Annotated in this window: 13 protein-coding genes and 1 pseudogene; 9 read left to right on the top strand and 5 right to left on the bottom strand. The window is 63.9% G+C overall.

Annotation, left to right across the window (positions count from 1 at the left end; genetic code table 11):
• The 8 genes and pseudogenes from VFA16_RS07390 to VFA16_RS07355 all read left to right on the top strand — a co-directional run.
• On the top strand, positions 1 to 566 hold a 566-nt coding region (locus VFA16_RS07390; RefSeq protein WP_324967185.1), incomplete at its 5' end, for a complex I subunit 1/NuoH family protein.
• A pseudogene (nuoI, locus tag VFA16_RS07385) lies at positions 544 to 1122 on the top strand (NADH-quinone oxidoreductase subunit NuoI); the annotation flags it as partial. The gene VFA16_RS07390 and the pseudogene nuoI, both read left to right, overlap by 23 nt.
• A gap of 8 nt (positions 1123 to 1130) precedes the next feature.
• Complete coding sequence (locus VFA16_RS07380; RefSeq protein WP_414687663.1) at positions 1131 to 1895, top strand: NADH-quinone oxidoreductase subunit J; 765 nt, start codon at positions 1131 to 1133, stop codon at positions 1893 to 1895.
• A complete protein-coding gene (gene nuoK, locus VFA16_RS07375; protein WP_324967182.1) occupies positions 1892 to 2191 on the top strand; it encodes an NADH-quinone oxidoreductase subunit NuoK in 300 nt (99 codons plus the stop codon). Before VFA16_RS07380 ends, nuoK begins: the two co-directional genes overlap by 4 nt.
• 8 nt (positions 2192 to 2199) lie before the next feature.
• On the top strand, positions 2200 to 4083 hold the full coding sequence (gene nuoL / locus VFA16_RS07370; protein ID WP_324967181.1) for an NADH-quinone oxidoreductase subunit L: 1884 nt from the start codon (positions 2200 to 2202) through the stop codon (positions 4081 to 4083).
• Positions 4080 to 5660: an NADH-quinone oxidoreductase subunit M gene (locus VFA16_RS07365; protein WP_414687662.1), complete on the top strand. Its 1581-nt coding sequence runs from the start codon at positions 4080 to 4082 to the stop codon at positions 5658 to 5660. The genes nuoL and VFA16_RS07365 overlap by 4 nt, the downstream gene beginning before the upstream one ends.
• Entirely contained in the window at positions 5657 to 7246 is a 1590-nt protein-coding gene (gene nuoN / locus VFA16_RS07360) for an NADH-quinone oxidoreductase subunit NuoN (RefSeq protein ID WP_324967179.1), read from the top strand. Before VFA16_RS07365 ends, nuoN begins: the two co-directional genes overlap by 4 nt.
• Before the next feature lie 2 nt (positions 7247 to 7248).
• Positions 7249 to 8025 carry an enoyl-CoA hydratase gene (locus tag VFA16_RS07355; RefSeq protein ID WP_324967178.1) on the top strand — a complete coding sequence of 259 codons (777 nt, stop codon included), beginning with the start codon at positions 7249 to 7251 and terminating at the stop codon, positions 8023 to 8025.
• A gap of 428 nt (positions 8026 to 8453) precedes the next feature.
• Here VFA16_RS07355 and VFA16_RS07350 read toward each other — a convergent pair whose 3' ends face one another.
• Positions 8454 to 9533 (bottom strand): alpha/beta hydrolase, encoded by a 1080-nt coding sequence (locus tag VFA16_RS07350; protein WP_324967177.1) that lies wholly within the window; start codon positions 9531 to 9533, stop codon positions 8454 to 8456.
• A 368-nt stretch (positions 9534 to 9901) separates the two neighbouring features.
• Here VFA16_RS07350 and VFA16_RS07345 point away from each other — a divergent pair, with 368 nt between their 5' ends.
• The gene (locus tag VFA16_RS07345; RefSeq protein ID WP_324967176.1) at positions 9902 to 11428 is read left to right on the top strand and encodes a wax ester/triacylglycerol synthase family O-acyltransferase; all 1527 of its coding nucleotides are present in this window, start codon (positions 9902 to 9904) and stop codon (positions 11426 to 11428) included.
• On the opposite strand, the gene VFA16_RS07340 is transcribed toward VFA16_RS07345, so the two are convergent.
• From VFA16_RS07340 to VFA16_RS07325, 4 genes are all read right to left on the bottom strand, one after another.
• A complete protein-coding gene (locus VFA16_RS07340) occupies positions 11356 to 12099 on the bottom strand; it encodes a lysophospholipid acyltransferase family protein (protein ID WP_324967186.1) in 744 nt (247 codons plus the stop codon). The two genes, VFA16_RS07345 and VFA16_RS07340, sit on opposite strands and share 73 nt — an antisense overlap.
• 95 nt (positions 12100 to 12194) lie before the next feature.
• Positions 12195 to 13457, bottom strand: a complete 1263-nt coding sequence (locus VFA16_RS07335; RefSeq protein ID WP_324967175.1) for a cytochrome P450 — start codon at positions 13455 to 13457, stop codon at positions 12195 to 12197.
• A gap of 127 nt (positions 13458 to 13584) precedes the next feature.
• Positions 13585 to 14811: a cytochrome P450 gene (locus VFA16_RS07330; RefSeq protein WP_324967174.1), complete on the bottom strand. Its 1227-nt coding sequence runs from the start codon at positions 14809 to 14811 to the stop codon at positions 13585 to 13587.
• Positions 14812 to 14826: 15 nt separating this feature from the next.
• Positions 14827 to 15946, bottom strand: a 1120-nt coding sequence (locus VFA16_RS07325; protein ID WP_324967173.1) for an aldehyde dehydrogenase family protein, incomplete at its 5' end; no start/stop codon positions are given.

Raw genomic sequence — 15946 nt, 5'->3', positions numbered from 1 at the left:
CCGGCTTCCACACCGAGTACTCCTCGCTGACCTTTGCAATGTTCTATCTGGCCGAGTACATCAACATGACCACCGTGTCGGCGTTGGCCGCGACCCTGTTCTTCGGCGGCTGGCATGCCCCCTGGCCGGTGAACATGTGGGATGGGGCCAACAGCGGCTGGTGGCCGGTGTTGTGGTTCACCGCCAAGGTTTGGACCTTCCTATTCGTCTATTTCTGGTTGCGCGCCACGTTGCCGCGGCTGCGTTACGACCAGTTCATGGCGTTGGGCTGGAAGGTCCTCATTCCCGTGTCGCTGGTGTGGGTGATGATCGCAGCGATCATCCGCAGCCTGCGAAGCCACGGCTATCCGCACTGGACCGCGACGCTGGTGATCGCCAGCGCGGTCGTCGCCGTGGCGCTGCTGATTTTGCTGCGAAGACCGCTGTTCGGCTTGGAAACCCGCGAGCAGGACCGGGCGCGGACGGGCACACCGGCCGATAAGCCGGTCACCGAACCGGCATTCCCCACACCGCCGTTGAACAGTGATGCATTGGTCGCAGCGACCCAGGAGGATTCGAATGGCTAGATTCTGGGACGCAATCGCCGGATTCGGTGTCACGTTCGGCTCGATGTTCAGACGGCCGATCACCGAACAGTATCCGGAGGAACCCGGTCCGGTGGCGCCTCGCTACCACGGCCGCCATCAGCTCAACCGGTATCCCGACGGTCTCGAGAAGTGCATCGGTTGCGAGCTGTGCGCCTGGGCCTGTCCGGCCGACGCCATCTACGTCGAGGGCGCCGACAACACCGAACAAGAACGGTATTCACCCGGCGAACGCTACGGACGGGTGTACCAGATCAACTACCTGCGCTGCATCGGTTGCGGCCTGTGCGTAGAGGCGTGCCCGACCCGGGCGCTGACGATGACCAACGACTACGAGATGGCCGATGACAACCGAGCCGACCTGATCTACGAGAAGGATCGGCTGCTGGCCCCGCTGCAGCCGGGTATGACGCCACCGCCGCACCCACGGGCACCGGGCGCTACCGACATCGACTACTACCTGGGCAACGTGACCGCGGAAGGTTTGCGGGACAAGGACGTTGAGCACCAACAGCAGCCGACGGGTGGTTTGCGGTGACGGCTGTGCTGGCCAGTGGGCTGGCCACCGACACGATTACCCGTACGTCCACTGGTGAGGCGGTGACCTTCTGGGTGTTGGGCGCGCTGGCGCTCATTGGCGCAGTCGGGATGGTGATGGCCGCCAACGCCGTGTATTCGGCGATGTTTCTGGCGATGACCATGATCATCCTGGCGGTGTTCTACATGGTCCAAGACGCGCTGTTCTTGGGCGTGGTGCAGGTGGTGGTCTACACCGGTGCGGTGATGATGCTGTTCTTATTCGTGCTGATGCTGATCGGTGTCGACTCCGCGGAATCTCTGGTGGAGACGCTGCGCGGCCAGCGCGTCGCCGCGGTGATCGCCGGTGTCGGATTCGGCATCCTGCTGATCGCCGGTATCGGCGCCGCGACCACTAGAACCTTCGTCGGGCTGACCAAAGCCAACGCCGGCGGCAACGTCAACGGCTTGGCGTCGCTGATCTTTTCCCGCTACCTGTGGGCATTTGAGCTCACCAGCGCACTTTTGATCACCGCAGCCGTCGGGGCGATGGTGCTGACCCACAAGGAGCGCTTCGAACGACGCAAGACCCAGAGGGAATTGGCGATCGAACGTTTCCGCTCCGGCGGATACCCCACGCCGCTGCCGGGTCCGGGCGTCTATGCCCGCCACAACGCAGTAGACGTCGCCGCGCGGTTGCCCGACGGCTCACCGTCGAAACTGTCTGTGCCGCAGGTGCTTGAGCAGCGCACGATCGGCTCGGGCAACGGTTCAGATGCGGACGGTGAGTCATGAATCCACTGAACTACCTCTACCTCTCGGCGCTGTTGTTCACCATCGGGGCGTCAGGAGTGTTGTTGCGGCGCAACGCGATCGTGATGTTCATGTGCGTCGAGTTGATGCTCAACGCGGTCAACCTCGCGTTCGTCACGTTCGCCCGGATGCAGGGACACCTCGACGGGCAGATGATCGCGTTTTTCACGATGGTGGTGGCCGCCTGTGAAGTCGTCATCGGACTGGCGATCATCATGACCATCTTCCGCACCCGCAAGTCCGCTTCGGTCGACGACGCAAATCTGCTCAAGGGGTAGGCCACGCGATGACACATCTCACCTGGCTGCTCGTGGCGCTTCCGGCGGCGGGTGCGGCGATCATGCTGCTCGGCGGCAGACGAACCGACCCCTTCGGCCATCTGCTGGGCTGCGCCGCCGCCGTCGCGGCTTTCGGGGTGGGCGTGGCACTGCTCGCCGACATGTTCGGCCGGCCAGGTGACGATCGCGCCATCCGCCAGAACTTGTTCAGCTGGGTGCCCGTCGGCGGGCTGCACGTCGACTTCGGGCTGCAGATCGACCAACTCTCGATCTGCTTCGTCCTGCTGATCAGCGGCGTCGGGTCGCTAATTCACATCTATTCGATCGGCTACATGGCCGAAGACCCGGACCGCAGAAGGTTTTTCGCCTACCTCAATTTGTTCCTGGCCGCCATGCTGCTGCTGGTGGTTGCCGACAACTACCTGGGGCTGTACGTCGGCTGGGAAGGCGTCGGCCTGGCGTCCTACCTGCTGATCGGCTTCTGGTATCAGCGGCCGTCCGCGGCCACCGCCGCCAAGAAGGCATTCGTGATGAACCGTGTCGGCGATATCGGGCTCTCGCTGGCCATGTTCCTCATGTTCGCCAACTTCGGCACGTTGTCGTTCGCCGGAGTGTTTTCCGCCGCGCCAGGCGCCGGACGAGGGGTGCTAACCGCCATCGGGTTGCTGATGCTGCTGGGCGCCTGCGCGAAATCAGCACAAGTTCCGCTGCAGGCCTGGTTGTTTGACGCGATGGAAGGCCCCACCCCGGTGTCCGCGCTGATCCACGCCGCCACCATGGTGACCGCCGGCGTGTATCTGATCGTGCGGTCCAACCCGTTGTACAACCTCTCCCCCGATGCTCAACTGGCCGTGGTGATCGTCGGGACGGTGACCTTGCTGTTCGGCGCAATCGTCGGCTGCGCCAAGGACGACATCAAGCGCGCGCTGGCGGCGTCGACGATCAGCCAGATCGGCTACATGGTGCTGGCCGCCGGCCTGGGCCCGGCCGGGTACGCGTTCGCGATCCTGCATCTGCTCACCCACGGCTTTTTCAAGGCCGGCTTGTTCTTGGGCTCAGGCGCCGTGATCCACGCGATGAACGACGAGCAGGACATGCGCCGCTACGGCGCACTGCGCGCGGCCCTTCCGGTCACCTTCGCCACCTTCGGGCTGGCGTATCTGGCGATCATCGGGGTGCCGCCGCTCGCCGGCTTCTTCTCCAAGGACGCGATCATCGACGCGGCGCTAGCCGACGGCGGAGTTCGTGGTCCGATTCTCGGCGGGGCCGCCATGCTGGGCGCCGGGATCACCGCGTTCTACATGACCCGAGTCATGCTGATGACGTTCTTCGGCGAAAAGCGTTGGGAGCCAGACGCACATCCACATGAAGCACCGGCGGTGATGACCTGGCCGATGATCCTGCTCGCTGTGGGCTCGGTGTTCTCCGGAGGTCTGCTGGTCATGGGTGGCGGCCTGCGGAATTGGCTCGAGCCGATCGTCGGAGTGCACGAAGCCGGGCACCCCCTCCCGGTGTGGCTGACCAGCATGGTGACGTTCATCGTCGTCTTGGTCGGCATCGCAGTGGCCTATCGGATGTACGGCAGCCGCCCGGTGCCGGCAGCGGCGCCCGAGAAGGTCTCCGTGCTGACCGTGGCCGCGCGCCGAGATCTCTACGGCGACGCCTTCAACGAGGAGGTGTTCATGCGCCCGGGCGGGCACGTGACCGATGCGCTGGTCGAAATCGACAACAGAGGTGTAGATGGCTCGGTTCTCGGGTTGGCGGCGCTGGTGAGCCGGATCTCGGATGGGCTGCGGGGCTTGCAAACTGGCTTCGCCCGCAACTACGCGCTGTCGATGTTTGCGGGCGCGGCACTCGTTGCGGCGGCGATCTTGGCGGTGCAGCTGTGGTGAACAGCAATTTCCCGTGGCTGAGCGTGCTGTGGCTGGTTCCGCTGGTCGGCGCCGGGTTGGCGATCATTGTGCCGCCGGGGTGGCGACAATTCGCAAAATGGCTCGGACTGACGATCGCCGTGACGGTGCTGGCGCTGGCGATTGCCATCACCGTCGGTTTCCGGCCCGGCGACCAGCAGTACCAGTTCGTGGAAAAGCACCCGTGGATACCGGCTTTCGGCGCTGGCTACACCCTTGGGGTCGACGGCATCGCGGTGGTGCTGGTGCTGCTCACCGCGGTGCTTGTGCCGCTGCTGATGCTGGCCGGCTGGAATGAAGGAGGCGAACGCTCCCGCGGTGTGCACGCCTACGTCGCGTTGACGCTGACCGTCGAATCGATGGTGCTGATCTCGCTGATCTCGCTGGACGTGTTGCTGTTCTACGTGTTCTTCGAGGCCATGTTGATCCCGATGTACTTCCTCATCGGTGGGTTCGGTCACGGCGCCGGGCGGTCGAGGGCCGCGGTGAAGTTCTTGCTGTACAACCTGTTCGGCGGTCTGATCATGCTGGCTGCGGTCATCGGGCTGTACGTGGTGACGGCGCAACACATCGGCGGCACCTTCGACTTCCGCACGATCGTCGATGCAGTCTCGTCAGGCCGGCTGGGCGTGGACCCCGCCGTGCTCAAGGCGCTGTTCCTGGGGTTCATGTTCGCGTTCGCGATCAAGGCCCCGCTGTGGCCGTTCCACCGCTGGCTGCCCGATGCCGCGGTGGAGGCGCCACCGGCCACCGCCGTGTTGATGATGGCCGTGATGGACAAGGTCGGCACCTTCGGCATGCTGCGCTATTGCCTGCAGCTCTTCCCTGACGCCTCAACGTATTTCCGTCCGCTGATCGTCGTGTTGTCCGTCATCGGGGTGGTCTACGGCGCGGTCGTGGCGATCGGGCAGAGCGACATCATGCGGCTGATCGCCTACACCTCGATCTCGCACTTCGGGTTCATCATTCTCGGCATTTTCGTGATGACCACCCAGGGGCAAAGCGGGTCGACGCTGTACATGGTCAACCACGGCCTGTCCACCGCCGCGGTGTTCTTGATCGCGGGATTCCTGATCGCACGCGGCGGCACCCGATCGATCGCCGACTACGGCGGTGTGCAGAAGGTGGCGCCCGTGCTGGCCGGAACGTTCTTGGTGTCGGCGCTGGCGACGCTGTCGCTGCCCGGGCTGGCGCCGTTCATCAGTGAATTCCTGGTGCTACTGGGTACTTTCAACCGCTACTGGGTGGCAGCGGCATTTGAGTCCACCGCGCTGGTGCTCTCGGCGGTGTACATGTTGTGGCTGTACCAGCGGGTGATGAACGGCCCGGTGGCGCAGGGCAATGAACGGATCCGCGATCTGGTACCGCGGGAAGTTGTCGTCGTCGCGCCGCTGGTCGCGCTGCTGCTTATTCTGGGGATCTATCCGAAACCGGTGCTGGACATCATCAATCCCGCGGTCGGCCACACCATGGCTACCATCGGCCAGCACGATCCGGCACCGAAGGTCCCGGTCACGGCGGTGGGCGATCACAAAACAGCTGAAGGACCGCACCGATGAGCATGCCCACGCCCAGTGTCGAGTACTTTGTGCTGTCCCCAATGCTCATCGTCTTCGGGGCCGCGGTGGTTGGTGTGTTGGTCGAGGCGTTCCTGCCGCGACGCTTCCGATATGCCAGCCAGGTGACGCTGTCGTTGGCTGGATTGGTTGCCGCGTTCGTCGCAGACATCATGGTAGGCATGAGGATTCCCTCTTCTGGTCAGACGGCGGTGATGCGGGCAGTGGCAATAGACGGCCCCACCTTGGTTCTGCAGGGCACGGTGCTGCTGGTCGCGATATTGGCCATCCTGTTCATCGCTGAGCGCAGTGCCGTAACGAACGCCCGCGTCGGGCCGGGCGCTGCCACGGTCGCGCAGCGTGCCGGACTGGATTTTTTTACGCCGCAGGCCTCTGCGGTTCCCGACAGCGTGGCTGAGCGCCAAGCGATTCAGGCCGGGTTCGCTCAGACAGAGGTGTTTCCGCTGACGATGCTGGCTGTCGGCGGCATGTTGGTGTTCCCCGCCGCCAACGACCTGCTGACAATGTTCGTAGCGCTGGAGGTGCTGTCACTGCCGCTGTATTTACTGTGCGGGCTGGCCCGGCATCGCCGCCTGCTCTCCCAGGAGGCGGCGGTCAAATACTTTCTGCTGGGCGCCTTCTCGTCGGCGTTCTTCCTCTACGGTGTGGCGCTGCTGTACGGCGCGACCGGTGCGCTGACCCTGGCGGGTATCCGCGATGGGCTGGCCCAGCACCACGACAACTCGATGGCGTTGATCGGGGTCGGGCTGCTGGCGGTCGGCCTTCTGTTCAAGGTCGGCGCGGTGCCCTTCCACTCCTGGATTCCCGATGTCTACCAAGGCGCGCCGACCCCGATCACCGGATTCATGGCCGCGGCCACCAAAGTCGCCGCGTTCGGCGCGCTGATGCGGGTGGTGTATGTCGCGCTGCCGCCGCTGCATGACCAGTGGCGGCCCATGCTGTGGGGCGTCGCGATCCTGACCATGGCGGTCGGGACTGTCACCGCGGTGAACCAAAACGACGTCAAGCGACTGTTGGCGTATTCGTCGGTCGCGCACGTCGGGTTCATCCTCACCGGTGTGATCGCCGCTGTCCCGGCTGGGGTCTCCGGGACGCTCTTCTACTTGGTCGCCTACAGCTTCAGTACCGTGGGCGCGTTCGCCGTCGTGGGTTTGGTCCGCAACGACGACGGCGACGAAGACGCCGACATGACCCGCTGGGGTGGGCTTGGCCGCCGCTCACCCATTGCCGGCCTGCTGTTTTCGATGTTTTTGTTGGCGTTCGCCGGTATTCCACTGACCAGCGGCTTCGTCAGCAAGTTCGCGGTGTTCAAGGCCGCTGCCCAAGGTGGCGCGGTGCCGTTGGTGATCATTGGTGTGGTCGCCAGCGGTGTCGCGGCGTACTTCTATGTGCGGGTGATCGTGCTGATGTTCTTTACGGATCCGCCCGCCGAAGCCCCCCACGTGGTGACCCCCGGCGCGTGGACCAAGGCGGCGATCGCGGTATGCGCGGCAGTAACTGTGCTGTTGGGAATCTTCCCGCAGCCGCTGCTGGATTTGGTCGAGCGGGCCGCGCAGTTCGTGAGCTGACAATGACGACCCGGCAGTGGGTTCGTGTCGAGGATGACGGCGCGGTGCGCGTGCTGACGATGAACCGTCCGGAAGCGCGAAACGCGTTGAATATCGGGTTGATCGAATCGCTCTATGCGGCTTTGTGCGAGGCTGATGGCGAGCCGTCGGTGCGCGCGGTGGTGCTCACCGGTGTCGATCCCGCCTTTTGCGCCGGGGTGGACTTGAAGGAGGCCCAGGGCGAAGGCATGTCGTACTTCCAGCGCTACCAGACGCATAACTGCATCGTGCGAGTGGCCGAGATGGCGACACCGGTGATCGGGGCGATCAACGGCCCGGTTTTCACCGGAGGGCTTGAGATGGCGCTCGGTTGCGACTTTTTGATCGCCTCGAAGCGCGCGGTGTTCGCCGATACCCATGTGCGGGTCGGCATCCTGCCCGGCGGCGGAATGACGGCCCGACTGCCGCAGCTGGTCGGCACGGCGATGGCGCGACGGCTGTCGATGACCGGCGAGGTCGTCGATGCCGCGCGAGCCGAGCGGATCGGGCTGGTGACCGAAGTGGTGCCGCACGACCGACTGCTGGCTCGGGCCGCCGAATTGGCGGCGCAGGTCGCCGAGGTACCGGGGCCGAAAATGGCCGCCCTAAAGCAGATCTACGTCACCGGCTCGGCCGCCGTCACAGGCCCGGCGCTTGCGGCCGAGCAGGCCATCGCCGGCGCCCAGCACGCCGACACCGCTGATCTTGCGGCCCGTTACGCCGAGATCAGCGAGCGCAACCGCCGCCAGATGGGACGCTGACACTCCGTTGCGGGGGACGTCTTCGAATATCTGGCTAAACCCAGTTGTTTGGGCTGCCGGTGGTTCCGACGGTGTTCTGGGCGTCCCGGTGACGTTGCCGGCGGCTTGGCGGGTCATCGTATTGCGGCGGGCGTGAGTGTAGCTGGTATGGCGATGATTACGCGACGGTTGGGCGTGCGTGGTCGGCTTGGGTAAGCCTCGTCGTGGTGGGGTCGTTAGGCGGCGCGGTGTAGGCGATCATGCGGCCGCCGTAGAAATTTGGTCGAGGGTGTCAGACCGTGGGCCGATTATCGGCAGGAAGAAAGCACGGTGGCCGCCGGCCGGGAGTCGAGGTGCTGGTATTGGTGATTCTGCGAAGAATATCTGGAAGCTCCGGTAACCATCGCGGCTCAAGAAACAGGTCACGGCGCTCGAGGCGACCGAGTCCTTCACAAATTCCGACTGAAGTGGGCCTGGATGGCCGAGATGGTGGCCACGACCGCATCGGCGCTGGCGCCCCCGAACGGGGCGACGCTGGCAAATCCGTGTGTAAGTGCGTTGAACTGCCGGTGATCCACGGTGACACCGGCCGAGCGCAATGCCGCGGCGTATTCATTACCCTCGTCACGCAGTGGATCGAAACCCGCGGTGATCACCAGAGCGGGAGCCAAGCCCGACAGGTCGGCTTCCTTTAGGGGTGATACCCGCGCATCGTCAGCTGCCAGTTCACTGCCGCGCAGATATAGGTCTATAAACCAATCCGAGTCTTGCTTGGACAGGAAGAAACCTTCGGAGAATAAGGTGCGCGATCGAGTCTCTGCCGACAGGTCGAGGACCGGATATAGCAGCACCTGCAGCGCTGGTTGCGGAAGGCCCTCTTCGCGGCTGCGCAGTGCGACGAGGGCGGCCAGGTTTCCGCCGGCGCTGTCGCCGCCGACACCGATTCGGGATGGGTCCGCGCCGAACTCGGCGGCGTGTCTGAGTGCCCATCGATAGGCGGCGATACAGTCGTCGACGGCGGCAGGGGCCTTGTGCTCAGGTGCCAGCCGGTAGTTCACCGATACGACATGGATGGCGGCGTCCCTGCAGATCATCCCGCACAGGCCATCGTGGGATTCGATGTCACCCACGACAAAGCCGCCACCGTGGAAGAACACAAGTAACGGCGCCGGCTTAGGAAGGACCGGCCGGTAATGCCGCATCAGCAAGGGGCCATCGGGACCGGCAATCGCGAGGTCCATGGTGGGGACAGCGACTCGGGCGCCCATCAGCGCGTGCGACTGTCGCATCAGGGCGCGGGCGATTCCCGGGTCGCCAGTCGCTGACAGCCCCCCGGTACGTGTGCGCCGTTGGGCGGCAAGTATCAGTTGAAGTGTGGTGTCTAGGGTGTTGCCGTCAATAGTGATTCGTGTTCCTCCTGCGAGGAGAAGCTTCAGCCAAGACGGAATCCAGGGCATGACCTTTACACCGATGCCGAGTGCCGCGTTTGTCACCGCAAGCGGACGGGCCTGGGGCGGCTTGCGCCCCATAGCTGCTCCCCTATGGAATGCGAGTCGGCAATTCACGACAAATCCTCCCGCGGCTTCACAAAGTGTCGACGGCCAATAGCCGTCGCGTTCTTCAACTTCCCGAGGCACTGTAATATGGAACATATATTTGGTTCAAGGGAACCCAGCTGCCCATTCCTGTCCCGTGTGTCATAGCTGATCGCAATCACTACAAGAGAATCGACCGATACAAAGGTCCCCGCGCTAAACAGCGCCGCTAGCCGCGGGTGGTTCCGGAACAGAGATTTGGTCAAACACGGTGCCCGACCGTCGCGATGGTGGTCGAATACCGCTATCAGCCGGTTGAGGCACCGGCAGGAACTGCAAGGCATCGGACGAGAGGTGCTGCCGTGAAACGGCTCAACGGTATGGACGCCATGCTGCTGTACTGCGAGGCGCCCAATCTGCACATGCACACCTTGAAGGTCGCCGTCCTCGACACCGCGGATTTCCCCGGTGACTTCACTTTCGACGTGTTCCGGCGCACCTTTCGACAGCGGTTATCCCTGCTCGAACCGTTGCTGTACAAGCTCGTCGACATTCCGTGGCGGCTCCACCATCCGATGTGGCTGGAGAATTGCGAGGTTGACCTGGACTACCACCTGCGGCGAGCGCAAGTACCCGGCCCCGGGGGCAGACGAGAACTCGACCAGCTGATCGGAGAAGTCGCCAGTAGGCCGCTGGATCGGAGCCGTCCGCTGTGGGAGTTCTACTTCGCTGACGGGATGGCCGATCAGCGAGTCGCTCTCATCGGGAAGGTGCACCACGCCTTGGCCGACGGCGTCGCGTCGGCGAATCTGCTCGCCAGAGCAATGGATCAACCGGGGCCGATACCGGAGCAGCACGAGAGCTATACCGCATGCCAGCCGCCGTCCACACCGGAGTTGCTGCGCGCTGCCGCCCGTGACCACGCCCAGCAGGTCGTCGAGTGTCCCGCGGTGGTCAAGGACGCCGTGTCCGGCTTCTGGCGGTTGCGGCGACGATCCCGCGAGCGAGGTGCGCTGCCTAACCTGGCGCGTCCCTTACATGCACCCCCGACCTTCCTGAACCACGTGGTGTCGCCGGCGAGAACATTCGCCAGTGCGACGCTGTCGCTTGGCCAGACCAAAGAAGTGTGTAAATCGTTGCGGATCACGATCAACGACATGGTGCTGGCCATGGCGGCGGGAGCAATGCGGGAACTGTTGCTGCACTATCACGGGCCCGTCGACCAGCCGATCGTGGCATCGGTGCCGGCCAGCACGGACCGCTCGCCCGACCGAATCACCGGTAACGAGTTGAGCGGTATGGCGGTGTCACTGCCCGTGCACATCGGCGACCCGCTGGAGCGTGTGCGGCTGACGTCTCTCGGTGCCTCGATTGCCAAGGAAAATTACGAGCTCTTCGGACCCCAGCTGTACAGCCGGTTGATTGCATACGTGCCGCCCTTCGTGGCGCCTCCGGTGTTGGGATGGCTAGCCGAACGCGATGCGCGGAACAGGATTTTCAACGTCCCGGTCTCCAACGTGGCGGGGCCGCGCGAACGCGGCCACCTGGCCGGTGCGCCGGTCAGCGAGATTTATTCCGTCGGCCCGCTGATCGCCGGCTGCGGCATCAACATCACGGTCTGGAGCTACGTCGACCAGCTCAACATCTCGGTGTTAGCCGACGACCGCACACTCGACGACACTCATGAGGCTACCGACGCCATGACCCGCGCCTTCGCTGAAATCCGTCAGCAGCAGGGTTTTCCGGAGCACTCACCGAGGTACGGACAGCTTTGCCGCCCGCGGTCGCCGCGTCGTCACGGTAGAGCGTCGCGTCGTCAGCCCAGAACCGGAAACCGCCGCTGTCGAGCCAGCTTGTCCAGCGTGGTCTGCATCACCGAACGGATGTAGGTGTCGACCTCCGCGATGTCGGGCTCGACGCCGAACCGGGCGATGACGTCGATCGGTTCCAGAACCTCTGTGACGATCTTGGTGGGCAACGGAACATTGGGCGGCAGGATCATGCTCAGCCCGAATGGAAATCCCAGAGTCAGCGGCAGTATGTCCGACCGCAACCGTTTGAGTCCCAACCGCTTAGCCAGCCAGGTGCCGCGGGTCAAAAACAGCTGGCTTTCCTGAGCGCCGATCGACACCGTGGGCACGATCGGCACGCAGGCACGAATCGCGGTTTTCACATATCCGGTGCGGTCGTTGAAGTCGACGATGTTCTCCGCCAGCGTCGGCCGGTATGAGTCGTAGACGCCGCCAGGAAACACCAGCACGACACCGCCTGACCGCAGCGCTTTTATGGCGCTTTCGCGGCTGGCGCGGATTACACCGATGCGGGCGAACCAACTCGACAGCGGTGTGGCGAACAGTGCATCGTGACCGAGGGTGTACAGCGGGCGATCATAGCCGAACTTGCCGTAGAAGGCCGTCGCCAAGATCAGCACATCGGGGGTGAGCATGCCGCCCGAGTGGTTGGACACAAGCATTGCCCCGCCTGCCGGCGGTACCCGGTCCAATCCACGTGCCTCGAAGCGAAACCAGCGCTTGGCGATCGGTGCGGCTGCATCGATCATCCGTTTGGTGAAGCCGGGATCCCACCCGGTAATTCGATGAGTATCAATGCTTTTGCCGTGTATGTCGTCGGCGTTGCATCCACCTTGGCCGTCGATCACCGGAGCGGCCGGAATTCCAGGTGCAGTTCGGTCAAGCCTCGCATGATGTAGGTGGGTTCGTAGCTGTAGCGGCGTGCGCCGGGCGGGCCGTGCACTGCCTCGGCAATGGTGATGTCGGCCATCCGGTCGAGAATCCGGTTGAGCGATATCCGCCCCTCGGCCCTGGCAAGTGGCGCGCCGGGACAGGAATGCGCGCCGCGTCCGAATGCGATATGTTCGCGAACATTCGGCCGGTCGACGCGGAACTCGTCGGGATTTTCGAACTTCCTCGGATCGCGGTTGCAAGCCCCGGGCAGCAGCATCATCGTGGAACCGGCGGCAATTGGGACGTCGCCGACGGTTGTCGACGTGCGCGCCATGCGGAAGTAGCTCTTGACCGGACTCTCGATGCGTAGTGTTTCCTCGAGGAAGACGGGGATGCGGCTGCGGTCCTGGCGTAGCAGTGCCTGGATGTCGGGACGTTCGCCGATCAACCGCATTGCGGCGCTGACCAATTTCGTTGTGGTTTCCTGTCCCGCGGCGAACAGGAACGTCGCGAGCCGCACGACGTCGATGACATCAGGGGTGGAGCCGTCGGGATACTTTGCTTCGGCCAACTCGCTCAGCACGTCCCCACGCGGCTCTCGTCGCCGCTCGACGATGTAGGTGGAGAACTTGTCGTCGAGCCACTGCAGAGGGTTGTGCGCGACCCGGTCTTCTTCCAGTGCGCCGACAAGCTGTCCGGCGAAGACGGCCCGGAATTCCTCGTGATCTTCCGCGGGAACGCCGAGGAGATCGGCGATCACGAGCATGGTGAAGGGTTTCGCGTACTCCTCGAGAAACTCGCACTTTCCGCGGCTGACGAATTCGTCGAGCTGCCGGTCGGCCAAGCGCCACATAAATTCTTCGTTTTCTTTGAGCCGCTTAGGGGTAAGCAGCCGGCTCAGCAAGCCTCGGATGCGGGTGTGCTGCGGAGGATCCTGTGTCACGATGTGTTCGCTCATCGGAATCTGGTCGCGATGCTGCTCGATCAACGCGCCGATGTCGTCACCTGCGGGCTCGAACGGAAGCTCGGGAAACGGCCCGCTGACGGCGTTGCATGAGGAAAATGCGGTGTCCTTGTACACCGACAGAGCCTCCTCATGCCCGCTTACCGCCCATACGCCGTGATGCGGTTCACGAAACACTGGGCAGCGTGAGCGCAGATCGTCGAAGTACGGATACGGATTGGGGATCAGCGACTGGTCGGTGAAGAAGTCGACGGATTCGAAATCACTCACGAGGTCTCCCGGAGGGTTCGCAGTACCGTTGCCGACGCTGGCGTGCCTGTCGCAGCCGGCACTGCCTGCTCCGTCATTGCACGATGGCTGTGGTATCGGTAACGCAGGCGGCAAAGCGGGAGTTCAGTCACGCCGTCTGTTCCGCTGGTGCGTCGAAGAGCACCGGCACCGAGGTCGGCGAACGGAACACCTGGCCCCGGATATGCGGATCGTCGCCGTCTGGGTCGAGCCGCAGGTTTGGCAGCCGGTCGAAGAGCAGGTTGAGCGCAACGCGCATTTCCAGCCGCGCCAGATGCATCCCCAGACAGACATGGACCCCATGGCCGAAACCGATGTGCGCCCGCGGCTGACGGAAGATGTCGAAGCGATCCGGGTCGGGATACCGATCTTCTTGCCGGTTGGCCGCACCGAGCACGGGCATGACCGCCGAGCCCGCTGGGATCGACACACCTGCCAGCTCGGTGTCGCGAGTCGCGACCCGGGTGATGGTGAGCAATGGCGGTTCCCAGCGGATCGCCTCTTCGATCGCTTGCGGAATCAGCGACCGATCCGTGCGGACGGCGTCCAGCTGATTAGGGTTGGACAGCAGCGCGAGCAGCAGGTTGCCCAGTGAGCGATACGTGGTCTCAATACCAGCCGGCAGCAGCAGCCGCAAGAACGAGAAGATCTCCTCGTCGGAAAGCCTCTCACCGTCGATCTCAGCTTGGGCCAGGCCGCTGATCAGATCGTCGCGGGGCTCCTGTCGGCGGGCAGCGAGGATCGGAACGAAATACTCCCGCAATGCTTCTGACGCGGCGAGGCCCCGCTCGCGCTCGAACAGGATGCTCAGCAACGCAACGGACCAGCGCTGAAACTGCGGATAGTCCTCGCGCGGCAAACCAAGGAGGCCGGCGATTATCTGCGTGGGGTATGGGAACGTGAATTCGCTTCTCAGATCGGCGTGCCCCCGATCGGCGAACCGGTCGATCAGCTCGTTTGCCACCTGTCCGACGAGTTCGTGTTCCCAACGCGCCAACGCCTTTTGCGAAAAGGCTTTGGAGACAAGGGCCCTGTGGCGGCCGTGCTCGGGCTCGTCCATTCCGAGCATGACGTGCTTGCCCAACGCGTCACCGAATGCGTCGATGATGATTGCGGACGAGAACGTCTCGTTGTCTCGCAGCATCTGCTGGACCTCTTCGTGGCGATACACCATGAACACGGGCTTGGACTCTTCGTGGGGCATCGTCGATGTGTCCAGGCGCTGGACCGGCTGTTCGCGCCGCATCAGGGCGAGCCCGGTGTATGGGTCCCGGACATCGCCGGACACCACGTCATCGAACTTGCCGAAGTCCTCGAGATCGTCAAACAGGTCCACTCTGCTGTCTCTCCTTCAGCCGGCGGGGTAGCCCACCGATTTGATTTCCGTGTATTGGTCGAACCCGGCCACGCCGTTCTGCCGGCCGACGCCGCTGGCTTTGTAGCCGCCGAACGGCGTATCGGCGCCATACGGTGCGGCACCTTGCACACCGATGAACCCGGCCCGCAGCCGGCGCGCCACCGCCAGGGAGTGCTCGACGGAACCCGACATCACGTTGCCGGCCAACCCGTACATGCTGTCGTTGGCGATGCGGATCGCATGCTCTTCGTCGTCGAATGGGATAACGGAGAGGACCGGGCCGAAGATCTCTTCCTGTGCGATGGTCATCTTGTTGTCGACGTCGACGAAAAGAGTTGGCCGCACCCAGAATCCCTTGTCGAATCCGGCCGGTGGTTCGGTGCCGCCGACCAGGCAGGTGGCGCCCTCGTCGATGCCCTTTTGGATGTAGCCGAGCACGCGTTTGCGCTGCTTGTTGGAAATGACTGGGCCGCAAAGGGTTCCAGGATCCTGCGGGTCTCCTGGGGAGACGTTCTCGTACATCGCCTTGAGGTTGGCTACGCCTTCGTCATACCGAGACCGGGGCAGCAGCAACCGAGTCGGGTTCGCGCAGCCTTGTCCGGCGTGCATGCACGGCGCGATCCCAATCGCACACGCCATCGCGAAATCGGCGTCCTCCAAAACAATTGTGGCCGACTTGCCGCCCAGTTCGAGGAACAGGCGCTTCATGGTCGCCGCGCCCTTCTCCATGATCCGCTTGCCGACCACGGTAGAGCCGGTGAACGAGATCAGATCGACCTTGGGCGACAGCGTAAGCTCCTCGCCCACCAGGTGATCCGACGCGGTGACGACGTTGACCACGCCGGCCGGGATGTCGGTGGACTCGGCGATCAGACGCCCCAGCCGCGTCGCGTTGAACGGGGTGTCGGGGGCCGGTTTCAGTACCACGGTGTTGCCGGTGGCCAGCGCCTGGGCGAGCTTGTGGATGGTGACTTCGAACGGGAAGTTCCACGGTGTGATCGCGCCTACCACCCCCACCGGTTCGCGCCACACCTTGCGGGTGGTCATCTGACCGGTCACAGCCACCAGCGCGTCGCCAAGGTCGGTCTCCCAAGGGTATTCATCGATCAGCTTG

It is taken from the genome of Mycobacterium sp. (genome assembly GCF_035653355.1).
Lineage (GTDB): Bacteria > Actinomycetota > Actinomycetes > Mycobacteriales > Mycobacteriaceae > Mycobacterium.
Note: the sequence above shows the minus strand (reverse complement) of the source record. Positions and strands in the feature narration are given on the sequence as shown.

Bases quoted from the DNA above. Each gene is read 5' to 3' on its own strand.
- nuoK (WP_324967182.1), top strand. From the start codon at position 1,892: ATGAATCCACTGAACTACCTCTACCTCTCGGCGCTGTTGTTCACCATC.
- nuoL (WP_324967181.1), top strand. From the start codon at position 2,200: ATGACACATCTCACCTGGCTGCTCGTGGCGCTTCCGGCGGCGGGTGCG.
- nuoN (WP_324967179.1), top strand. From the start codon at position 5,657: ATGAGCATGCCCACGCCCAGTGTCGAGTACTTTGTGCTGTCCCCAATG.
- VFA16_RS07355 (WP_324967178.1), top strand. From the start codon at position 7,249: ATGACGACCCGGCAGTGGGTTCGTGTCGAGGATGACGGCGCGGTGCGC.
- VFA16_RS07350 (WP_324967177.1), bottom strand. From the start codon at position 9,533: ATGGGGCGCAAGCCGCCCCAGGCCCGTCCGCTTGCGGTGACAAACGCG.
- VFA16_RS07340 (WP_324967186.1), bottom strand. From the start codon at position 12,099: ATGATCGATGCAGCCGCACCGATCGCCAAGCGCTGGTTTCGCTTCGAG.